13 protein-coding genes are annotated in these 10875 nt (G+C 42.0%); 7 read left to right on the forward strand and 6 right to left on the reverse strand.

What is annotated here, in order from left to right; all coding sequences use genetic code 11:
* Positions 1-9 precede the first annotated feature (9 nt).
* From C3B73_RS01740 to C3B73_RS14180, 5 genes are all read left to right on the forward strand, one after another.
* Positions 10-1215 carry an MFS transporter gene (locus C3B73_RS01740; protein ID WP_103663909.1) on the forward strand — a complete coding sequence of 402 codons (1206 nt, stop codon included), beginning with the start codon at positions 10-12 and terminating at the stop codon, positions 1213-1215.
* A 114-nt stretch (positions 1216-1329) separates the two neighbouring features.
* The gene (locus C3B73_RS01745; RefSeq protein WP_103663910.1) at positions 1330-2781 is read left to right on the forward strand and encodes a carboxypeptidase regulatory-like domain-containing protein; all 1452 of its coding nucleotides are present in this window, start codon (positions 1330-1332) and stop codon (positions 2779-2781) included.
* 148 nt (positions 2782-2929) lie between these two features.
* The gene (locus tag C3B73_RS01750; protein ID WP_103663911.1) at positions 2930-3154 is read left to right on the forward strand and encodes a translation initiation factor; all 225 of its coding nucleotides are present in this window, start codon (positions 2930-2932) and stop codon (positions 3152-3154) included.
* 491 nt (positions 3155-3645) lie between these two features.
* Positions 3646-3936 carry a GIY-YIG nuclease family protein gene (locus tag C3B73_RS01760; protein ID WP_103663912.1) on the forward strand — a complete coding sequence of 97 codons (291 nt, stop codon included), beginning with the start codon at positions 3646-3648 and terminating at the stop codon, positions 3934-3936.
* Between the two features lie 362 nt (positions 3937-4298).
* The gene (locus C3B73_RS14180) at positions 4299-4496 is read left to right on the forward strand and encodes a four helix bundle protein (RefSeq protein ID WP_408609848.1); all 198 of its coding nucleotides are present in this window, start codon (positions 4299-4301) and stop codon (positions 4494-4496) included.
* A gap of 29 nt (positions 4497-4525) precedes the next feature.
* Here the strand turns inward: C3B73_RS14180 and C3B73_RS01770 are convergent, their stop codons facing one another.
* From C3B73_RS01770 to nei, 3 genes are all read right to left on the reverse strand, one after another.
* Positions 4526-5017 carry a putative metallopeptidase gene (locus C3B73_RS01770; protein ID WP_103663913.1) on the reverse strand — a complete coding sequence of 164 codons (492 nt, stop codon included), beginning with the start codon at positions 5015-5017 and terminating at the stop codon, positions 4526-4528.
* A 52-nt stretch (positions 5018-5069) separates the two neighbouring features.
* Positions 5070-5561: a DUF4920 domain-containing protein gene (locus C3B73_RS01775; RefSeq protein ID WP_103663914.1), complete on the reverse strand. Its 492-nt coding sequence runs from the start codon at positions 5559-5561 to the stop codon at positions 5070-5072.
* A gap of 87 nt (positions 5562-5648) precedes the next feature.
* A complete protein-coding gene (gene nei / locus C3B73_RS01780) occupies positions 5649-6473 on the reverse strand; it encodes an endonuclease VIII (RefSeq protein ID WP_103663915.1) in 825 nt (274 codons plus the stop codon).
* Positions 6474-6867: 394 nt separating this feature from the next.
* Between nei and C3B73_RS01785 the strand changes: the two genes are divergently transcribed.
* Positions 6868-7257, forward strand: coding sequence for a hypothetical protein (locus tag C3B73_RS01785; protein WP_103663916.1), 390 nt, complete (start codon positions 6868-6870; stop codon positions 7255-7257).
* 483 nt (positions 7258-7740) lie between these two features.
* Positions 7741-8940, forward strand: a complete 1200-nt coding sequence (locus tag C3B73_RS01790; RefSeq protein WP_103663917.1) for a hypothetical protein — start codon at positions 7741-7743, stop codon at positions 8938-8940.
* Between the two features lie 10 nt (positions 8941-8950).
* Here C3B73_RS01790 and C3B73_RS01795 read toward each other — a convergent pair whose 3' ends face one another.
* From C3B73_RS01795 to C3B73_RS01805, 3 genes are all read right to left on the reverse strand, one after another.
* A complete protein-coding gene (locus C3B73_RS01795; RefSeq protein ID WP_103663918.1) occupies positions 8951-9328 on the reverse strand; it encodes a hypothetical protein in 378 nt (125 codons plus the stop codon).
* Positions 9329-9515: 187 nt separating this feature from the next.
* Positions 9516-9959, reverse strand: a complete 444-nt coding sequence (locus C3B73_RS01800) for a hypothetical protein (RefSeq protein ID WP_103663919.1) — start codon at positions 9957-9959, stop codon at positions 9516-9518.
* 192 nt (positions 9960-10151) lie between these two features.
* Positions 10152-10823 (reverse strand): IS1595 family transposase, encoded by a 672-nt coding sequence (locus C3B73_RS01805; RefSeq protein WP_103663920.1) that lies wholly within the window; start codon positions 10821-10823, stop codon positions 10152-10154.
* Between the last annotated feature and the right edge of the window lie 52 nt (positions 10824-10875).

The following is a 10875-nucleotide window of genomic DNA, read 5'->3' on the forward strand; positions in this document are numbered from 1 at the left end:
AAATATCCTATGGCCAAAAAACAAGACGGCAATCCTTACATCATCATTTTTGCACTGTGGTTACTGGTTTTTGCAGCCAGTAGTCAGGTAATGGTCATCTCTCCTATTTTGCCGCGCATCAGTGAACAATTGGGTACTCCACTTGAGATACTTGGAAACCTGGTTACGGTCTATGCAGTCATGGTTGGCGTATTTGCCATCATTATGGGGCCTTTATCTGATAAGATCGGACGGCGTAAAATTTTACTGATCGGAACCGGTGGAATCACCATATCACTTTTTCTGCATGGATTAGTGGATACATTTTGGGGATTGATGGTTGTGAGAGCCCTGGCCGGTATGGCAGGTGGCGTGTTGAGTGGAGCCGCTGTTGCCTACGTGGGCGATTACTTTCCCTATGAAAAACGTGGCTGGGCCAACGGGTGGATCATGAGCGGGATCGCTATGGGACAAATTCTTGGTATTCCACTCGGAACCCTGCTCGCTGATGTATCGGGATTTCGAATTCCATTTGTTTTATTTGGAGGTATCATGGGACTGACCTTTATATTGACCTACCTAAAAGTCCCACAACCTAACGTTGAGCTCTCGACAGATAAGATCACTTTCAAAGGAGCTTTCAACAAATACCTTAAATTACTTGAACGAAGTGATGTCCGTGCCGTAGCCCTGGCCTACGTGGTCATGTTCTTAAGCGTATCGGTTTATGTGGTGTACCTCCCTACCTGGCTGGAAGAAACCTTTGGGGTAAGTGGGACCGCCATTGCCTCCTTGTTTTTTGTAGGAGGCATTGCGAATGTGATCACCGGCCCCATTGCAGGTAGGATATCGGACCGAATCGGCAGGAAAAGCATCATCATCATCTCTTGCCTGGGTTTATCGTTTATCATGCTGATCACAACTTATGTGATAACCGATTTCTGGATCGCCTATATCATTTTCTTTGCAACCATGGTTCTCATTGCCATGAGGATCAGTCCATTTCAGGCCCTGTCAACTCAACTGATAAAATCTGACAACCGGGGTTCTCTGATGAGTTTACTGGTAGCCATAGGTCAGGTGGGTTATGGCGTTGGTGGCTCCGTAGCCGGCCCCTTTTATGTGGAAAGTGGTTACGTCAGCAACACCTTCATCGGTACGATCATGATCCTGGTAATGGCCTACATCGTCTGGAAGCACGTTCCGGAGCCTGAGTTAAAGCAAACGAAGCAGTGAAAGTGAGTCTGCTTTTATCAGAGAACCAAATAGTACCGGTTTTATCTTTTTCTAACTTGATATCGATATTATTGTAACTTAGTATCGGCTATCAACTCTATTAAAGAAAAAACTATGCGTAAAATATCACTACTACTTTTTTCGGCACTATTTTTAGTCTTCTCTTCTGCTTGTACAACGGATGATGATGACCTGGTACTTATTCAAGGCGTTGTTTCTGACTCTCAGACCGGGGATGGCATTGCTAACGCCACGGTACAGATCACTTCACCACAGGAACTTTCTGATACCTTTGTGCGGAGTGATGATAATGGCTCCTATTCACTAGCTGACATTGAAGTGAGTGAACTTACCTCTATTTCCATCACGGCTTCAGCAACTGATTATAACTCACAAAGCAGAACTGTACAGGTTGCAGGCGGTGATACCGAAACTGATTTTAACTTTGAACTGACTCCTGAAGATACCGGTGGCGGCGGACCCTCTGATGGTGGTGGCGTTTCGGGTCCTTCTGCAGGAGCCGCTGCGATCATTTTAAACGGTATTACTGAAGAAACCATTAATATTGCCGAAACCGGTGGTATCGTCAACACAAGCTTTACATTTCAGGTACAGGATTCTGCCGGCCGTGCCCTTGATATCAATAATGCCGAGGAAGTAGAATTCTCTATCCTTTCCGGCCCTGGTGGTGGCGAGGGAATTACTCCATTAACAGCCACAACAAATGCCAACGGAACCGTGACATCAAATCTCTTCAGCGGAAACCTTGCTGGGGTGGTTCAAATTCAGGCAGAGATCGTGAGAGAAGATATTGGGCTGACCATTCGCTCAAAACCGGTTGCTATTACCATTCACGGTGGTTTTCCGGATCTGGATCATTTCAGTATTGCCGCAGATGCCTATAATTTTGAAGGGTGGTCAGTAAATGGAAACCGAAATGGCTTGACCGTTATATTAGGTGATCAATTTGGTAACCCTGTTAAACCGGGTACCGCTGTATATTTCTCCACAACCGGAGGTATCATTCAGGGATCAGGTCAAGGAAATACTAACGATGACGGTGAGGTAACCGTTGATCTGATATCAGGTGATCCAAGACCAACAGATAACGTGGCCGGAAGTGACGGACGCCCCGGATATGCAACCGTTACAGCCAAAACCATTAACGGGGACAGTCAGGAGATCGAGAAAAATGTGATCATTCTGTTTACCTCATCAGAAGCATTGGTATCAGCTAATCCAACTACTTTTGATCTTCAACCAAATGGGGGTGCCAGCTTCACCTATACCGTAACAGATATTAACGGAAACCCTATGCCGGCCGGGACACAAATTAGTGTAGAAGGTGGAGAAGGAATTGAAGTGACCGGTGCAACTGACTTTACATTAGGAAACCGATTATTCCCTGGTCCAGGGTCTACCGAATTCAATTTCTCGATCAGGGATACGGATGAAGAATCCAATGATCCTGCTGATCTGACCATAAAGATTACCGTCACCTCTCCTTCCGGTGAAGAAACCGTGTACGATCAGATCTCAGGTACCAGAAGAAAAACTGCTAACTAACTTTTCGAAAACATATTCACCATAAATGATATGAAAGTCTGCCGGGATACCCTGGCAGACTTTCTTTTTATCTGCCTTTAATTCACACTCTGCTACCCTTACCTTATCTACTGAAATCGTGTTAATACATTAACCAAAATAAATTCAGATGAAAGTAACAGTAAAAATGGAAACGGCCGGACGCAGAGGAAAGCAGGTTTCGGTGATCAGAGGGATCACTCATAATCCTCAGGTCATTGAGAAGCTTGAAAAGAAATTAAAATCTCAGCTCGGAACCGGCGGTACCATCAAAGGAAAAACCATCGAAATTCAGGGCGACCACGTAGAAAGAATCAAAAAGATCCTGGAAAAAGAGGGATATGAGGTTGGATAGGTATTAGTTTCGAGGTGTTAGGTGTTAGGGAATAGGTGTTAGCCCTTATTATATTGATACCATCCTTTTTACTGAAATTATTTTTGTAAGGAATTTGAATTTCGACGCTCTTACTTCAAAACCAAAATTGAATTAATTGTGAGAAAATGAAAAATTTCAAAAAACTCATTGTTTGGCAAAGAAGTATGGAATTGGCTGGTGAAACAACAAATGTTGTAAATAAGCTGAGTTTGAAATAATTCTTCTGAAGTTGTCATCCCTGCCTCACCGGTAGGTAGGCTGAGCGTTTAAAAAGCAACTTTTAATGTATTTGCTAAACGCGAAGGATCTCAACGTAAAATTTAACCGAGTAGTTTTACCTTTGAGACCCTTCGCGAAATGCAACCTATACCTAATCCTAATTGAATAGGCTCAGGGTTTTAGATGCCAGTTAATTCGAAGACACCTAAAGAATATTTGTAAGGACTTGTATTCTCATCACTCTAACAAGTATGAAAAAGCGATTTTATGTATACATGCTAAGCAACACCTCTAAAATGATCTATACCGGGATGACGGGAGACCTTGAAAGACGCATCTATGAGCATAAGAATAAATTGGTTGAAGGATTTACTAAAAAATATAATCTCCACTATTTGGTCTATTACGATTGGACGCATGATGTGGGATATGCCATCCAACGGGAAAAGCAGATTAAAGGATGGAGTCGGAAAAAGAAAATCGAGCTTATAGAAAGCTTAAACCCTAAATGGGAAGATCTTGCTAAGGATTGGTTTTCCTGAATACACTCGATTGTTGTCATCCAGAGCGCCCCAAGATTTTTACTAGGTATGTTAGGGTGAACGCGATGGATCTCAAAATCCGAATGACATTCCAAATATGACTTTGAGATCCCTCGTGTTCAAGTACCTATTCTTTTGATTATTTTTAGACACTCGGGATGACAACGTTTGAGGTTGGGGTACCTTTGTTTTGGAAGTTTAGGACTGATGAACACATTTTTGCCCTCGAATTACCTAACATCTAAAAGGGTCACAACCAAAAGATAGATTTATGTCGAACTCATGTTAAATAAGCTGCCCGATTCAGAGAAATTTACCACAGAGATAAAACTGTCCGTTCATCAATTTCAATATCTTCAAACCTGGCTGAAGGAAGTAGTCGTGAGAGTAGAAAAGATTTTAAACGATTCTTAAGAATTAGCCTCGGATCTAGTTTTGAACTCGAAACTCAACTGCTACTACTAAAACAAGATCAAATCATTGATCCAACTCATCTTTCAAGTGCGCTAAATTGCAACGATGAAGTTCAAAAAATGAACCACACTTTACTTAGGAAATAAACTAACACCTAAAACCTACTCCCTAACACCTATAATTTCACCTTACTTTCCTGTTTTGGATCCAGATCGTAGAGGGATGAAGCCGTGGCCTGAATGGTCTTGTACCATTCGTTGCCGTATTTGTCGTTGATGGTGTAGAAATCAGCAAAATCAGGCTTACGGATCGTCATCTTCCATTCCTGGGTTTTGGATTTGAACGTCGGATCTACGTGCAAGAGCTCATGATACAGCATCATTTCCTTGGTATCATTATCCAGCATATCCCAAAGCTCCCCTGAGATCTCGATCAGATAATCATTACCGGAATAATGCTTCACTTCGCGACTTGCTTTCATGCATTTAGCTGCCCGCTGCTTGGATAAGTTCGGGTACACAAGAAAATACCCGATCTCAGCCGGACCAAATTCCATCTTATGTTTCTCGATCACCTTCTTGGCAATGGCTTCCACCTCGGGCGATTCCATGAGTTGTTTGGTTGAATGTACGGTCGGTTCAGCGTTTAAAAAATCGTTCTCTGGCATGAATAGATTATCGTTTTATAAATTAAGTTTCTCTTGGTTTCAGATAGTTAAGCTATGACTTCGGAACAAGAACGGAGGTAGCCACAATAGAATATTCCTTCTGCGGTCCTGTGATCTTATCAGGATCCTGTCCGGCATCTTCAGCATAGTGTTTGGCTTCTTCTTCAGTCAGTTCCTTGACCTCAAAATTACCGATCAGTTTTACCGTCTTTCCTTTAGAATCGGTAGGAATAAAAAACCCATAATCCTTAAAGGTAATACGAGCAGATTCACTGCCGGCATTGGCCACAAAAAAGCACCCCTTCTTCTCGCACACTTCGGCGATCTCAGTTTCTATCGTGATCACTTTATCTGTGAAATCTTCGGGAGCATTGATCAGTTCACTGAGTTCTATAGCGGTATCCCACGTATCAACTTCAGCCCCGAATACTTCATAGGCATCTGTTTGTTGAACCGGTTCAGATAAACGAATGACTTCAGCATCCTGAGCCATAACACCGGTTGAGATAAAAAGAGTACATACAGCGATCAATAACGTTTTCATAGGATATCATGTTTGATTTTGAGGGAGCCCAAACATACAAATAAGTTTGGGTAAATCTCATCCGATATCCTCTTATTTTTGGAATTATTAACCGGACTTCTGTCTGTTTTCACAGTAGTAGATCTTTCTTCCCCCGGTTTTCATTTCAACAATATCCTTTCCGCATTTGTAGCAGGGATTTCCGGTCCGGCCATACGCATAGTGTCGATATTCCTTACGAGAGCTTCCCTCCCGCTTCAGGGCTTCAACCAGTTCGGGTTCTGTTGTAATACCACCGGTTTTATAAGAACGTCGTGAAAGCTCCACGGAATAGTGAGCCAGCGCCTCGATTTGTTCATCAGTACAATCCTTCGGCCGATAGTCCGGATCCACTTTGGCACAAAACATAATTTCACTTCGCAGGTAATTACCAACCCCACTCAAAAACCCCTGATCAAGCAGAAGCGTAGCTAATTTTCGATTCTTGAAATTATCGTCTTTGTATCGTTGCAAAACTTGCTCGTATGTTGTTTCAGGATGTACTACATCCGGACCCAGTTTTTTGATGTAGGGATGGTCACTGACTTCGGTATCTTTCAGCATTTCAACCTCAGAGGCCGAGTATAAAAATGCAGATCCTTTTGCAGTTCTGATGGCCACTCTCAAAGATCGGTTGGTATCCGGTTCTTCCGGCGTTTTACTGATCAGCCACTTTCCGTACAGCTGATTATGAGAGTAGAGATTCAAGTCGTTATCAAAAGCTGTGATGATGGCCTTTCCTCGTGGTGTTACCGATGAGACCTTTTGTCCCTTCAAGGATTCTTCAAATGGTTTAAGTTCATCGAATGCAAAAAACAGATCAATGATCTCCTCTCCTGCTACGGCCTGACTGATCTTATCCGCTGCTCTCCAAATTTCCGGTCCTTCTGGCATATTTTACTATGGTTATTGGTTAATAGTTAATAGTTTAAATGAAGTTCATTATGATACATAGCTTATTGCAGAACAATAACAAAAAGAACAGGTAATAATCCGGCCTTTGAAAAATGAGCGTTAAAAAGATGACGAAATGCAGCGTTAAGAAAGAAATCATACTGCATGGTGTTTAACTTTCATGCAAGCCCAGAGATGGAGCCTGCCTGCCGGCAAGGCAGGCATTGATTTCTTTTAGCGAAATGAAGTCAGCTTTAGATCTTTTTTCACAGCCTTGACTTTTTGTTACTTTTGGTGCCTGTCCGACAACCGGCGGATCAAGCCAAAAGTAAGTGAATGCATCTACTAATAGAGTTATATCAAGATACTACAAATCACACCGAAAATACGTTCAATGAAAGCCATCATCACCCTAATTTCCGGATTTTTTGGAATCCTTTTTTTTGAGGGGTTTGCCCGACTGATCATCACCTTTTATCATCGGGTTGAGTTTAATTTTTACGGAATTTCTCACCTACCGGCTGATGTATGGATGTATGTGATCCTGGCATCTGTACTCACAAGCACCTGGCTGGCGACCATGCTTGTTCTTACGGTTCTAAAAACGAACAGTAAGCGTTATGCGATATTATTCGGGATCATTTTGATTATTTGGCGTGGTATTGAGATCGCTAATTCCTATCAAACTGAACCGATTTTTTATTTTATAACAGTGATCACGCTTCATTTGACAGGGATTTATCTGGCATATCTGGTGTACACTAAGCAGGAATCCGTGGCCTGACTCACATCCCCCTGTCATTGAGCTGAAGCTCAATGCCGGTCCCTCTTCAAAGAGGGAATCTCTACTGATCAATTTTTTCCTTCTCGTTCCACCACTCCGCTGCGGAACGAGAATTAGAGCTAAAAACAAATCCATCATTCGGCTCAGTAGCCAAGAGATTGATTGTAAGATTCAAAAAGAGCCGGGTGATGGATTGAGCCAAGGGTGCCAAAATTAACACTACATACATGCTGATATAAAACCATCCATCACCCCGTCCTCACATTATTTGCGTTTTAAGTAGAATCACATCGGACGGAATGATGGATTATTCAATTCATATTTTAAACAACAGAGTTCCTAAAGTTTTATACTGTTTTATTAAACAAGAAAAATCCCTCTTTGAAGAGGGACCGTAAATGATCTCCTGATCATTTACAGGGGGATGTGCGTTTGCTCAATATCTTGTACATTCATCGCAATGATCAAAACCAAATAAACTACATGAAATATTTCGGCCTCATCTGCCTGACAACCTCTTTACTATTTGCAGCCTGTTCTTCAACCCCTGAATCCCGCATAAAGGAAAACCCCTCTCCCGCAAGTGATAACAGCTTCTATCCTCGGCTCTTTACCGATAACACCGGAACTGTGATTATGAGCTGGATGGAACAGGATGAAAACTCCGTCACCAAACTAAAGTACGCGACATTCACAAATGAAACCTGGGGTGAACCGGTTGAAATTGCCTCAGACTCCACCTGGTTTGTAAACTGGGCCGACTACCCCGCCATCATTGCCCGTAATGGCAAACCCATGGCGGCGCACTGGCTCGATAAGGTTGAGGGTGGTACCTATGCCTATCACATAAGGATGAAGGCTTACAACGAAGGTTGGACGGATGCCTTCACCCCCCACACCGACAACACCCCCACTGAACACGGGTTCGTCAGCATGACCCCAGCAACGGATTCTACCTACATGGCCCTGTGGCTTGATGGCCGACAAACCTTGGATCGTGCAGTAGATGATTATGCCAACATGAATAAAGCCATGACCCTCAGAGCGGCTCATATTTCTAACACCGGTGATATTCTGGAAGATTACCGGCTTGATGAAACCGTGTGCGATTGCTGCCAAACGGCTATTGTTAAAACCGTAATAGGTTACGCGGCTGCTTACAGAAACAGAACATCCGATGAAATTCGGGATATTTATACAACAACCCTGATCAATGATAAGTGGTCAGAACCAACAGCTATCTATAATGATAACTGGCAGATCGCGGCCTGCCCGGTCAATGGTCCGGCCATAGATGCTCATGGCAATACCGTAGCCGTTGCCTGGTTTACCGGAGCCAATGATGAGGCTCTGGTTAAAATGGCACTCTCACAAGACCACGGCCAAACCTATGGAGTACCCATTCTCTTAGATGATCAAGCTCCCCTTGGTCGTGTAGATCTGAATATGAGCGATGAATCTCTTTGGGTAAGCTGGCTAAGGCCAAATGATGAAGATGCTGAACTGGTGATAAGGAAATATAATCTGAATGGAAAAATGGTGGAAGAATATTCAGTTCCGGGATTATCTAAGGATAGAAGCAGTGGATTTCCTCAGATCACACTAAATGAGGATAGGTTGATGATAAGTTACACGGATTTAGGTGATAAAAACTCAACAGTGAAAACATTAAATTTGGAATGAATGATGAATCTTATTCCTCAGGATCTACAAATTCGATTCTATCTGCATAAACTATTCCAACAATATTTTCTCCCCCGGCCGCGGGTATAACAGTAATAGTAAAGGAATCATCTCCTGCATCTGAAATACTAAAGGTACCATGTTCATTATCAGGTTCAATTTCAATGTTTTCCATAGTAATATTTTGAAAGGATTTTCCTCCACCACCCATTGATTCATTCTTCATATAAAAACCTTGTGCCCTTACAGAAGCATCTAACATGGTTTGTCGAATCGCATCATAATTAGCATTAGCACGGGTCTCTTGCATGGTATTAATTGCAACTATTGTTGCGATACCAACCAAAATGGTGACTAGTATAATTAAAAGTAACTGTTGCTGCCCCATGATTCAATAAGTTTTAATTGTTTTGAATATTATATAACAATTAATGGGTCTTCAGAATTATACTTTTTTAACAGATATAACTAAACCACCATGCATTGAAAGTACAGGTGTTTTAACTTTCGGCTGGGACCAATAAAAAAAGCCACTGGTATTACCAGAGGCTTTTTATAAGAAAAGTTCGATATTATTAATTGTTGTCAGTCCATTCTACATTACTGTCAGATATAGTTGCTGCCAAAGTATTGTCAGCATCAGATGTTAGAGTAACTGCACCATCAATTCTACTTGCTGGATGAGCTGTAACAGTAAAAGAAGTAGCAGTACCAGTTGCTCCTGACATAACATATCTACCATTTGCATTAATTGCAGTTAATCCATCAGATGAAATTGAATCAGCAGCAAAAGCCATGCTATTAAAAGTTAAACCACCAAAATCCTGACCTCCCCCACCAAGCATCTCAGGTTTCATAAAATAGCCTTGTGCCGAGGAAGCAATAGTAGCAACATCCTGTCTTACTGCATCCAGGTTAGCTGAATCTGCGGCAGAGCCGAAGGTGTTAATAGCTACCACGGTTGCGATACCTACGATGATTGTTACGAGTATTACGAGTAATAATTGTTGTTGACCCATGATGATCTCCTAAGTGTATTGTTTGTTTATTTGTGTTGTTAAACTTTTCAATTTCCGTCTGCTGCAAATGTTAAGATTTAACGCAACAAAGAAAATTAGAAATTATTTAGTGTTTTAGAATTTGTTTCCGAACACAAGAGGGTTTGCTTTCCGTCCTGTTACAAAAAATAAGGGTCTTATGAAGTTTAGAGCTCAAAGAGGTTCTTCTCTAAGCTTCTTCAGTAAGATCTTGTATAAGTTTTGATTTCGATGATTAAAGCGATATTCAGTTTCTTTTAAATACACATAAAAATGAGATTTCGATACCCCATTAAATTGAGCCAACCGGCGTTTGGCATAACTCCAAAAAGATTCAATGCCATTAATGTGACTCGAGGAATTGGCGAATTCATCCTGGCCATGTTGAACACGATAATGTTTGTCATAGCCCACATCCACTAGGCCATTATAGCCTCGCCAACCATCACTGTGAATCACACTGGCCGGGGCCACTTTTCCACGTATAATACACTGGAGTGTCTTTTTTCTTGCATCAGGGACAATTTCGGTATAGACTTTGCCCTTACGTTTGAAAATGCCAAAGACAATGGTTTTACCCGAAGCTCCTCGTCCTCGTTTACCAGGAATTCGTCGTGGACCAAAATAAGACTCGTCAACCTCAATGATGCCTTGGATCCGAGCCGATTGCTCAGACCATCGAGCGATGTGATGGCGCAGTTTGTCAAAGATCACGGTAACCGATCGCAATGAAATGCCGGTTAACTCAGCCGTTTCCGTTGCGGTTAAATCTAACGAAAAACACTTGATCAGATGCCGAAATTTAGCTTCTGAAATATGTGACCGTTTATAATACTTGTTATTCATTGTATAGCAATATGTTACAAGATTTTATAACATGCTATACTTCATAAGACCC

It is taken from the genome of Gracilimonas amylolytica (assembly GCF_002911695.1).
GTDB lineage: Bacteria > Bacteroidota > Rhodothermia > Balneolales > Balneolaceae > Gracilimonas > Gracilimonas amylolytica.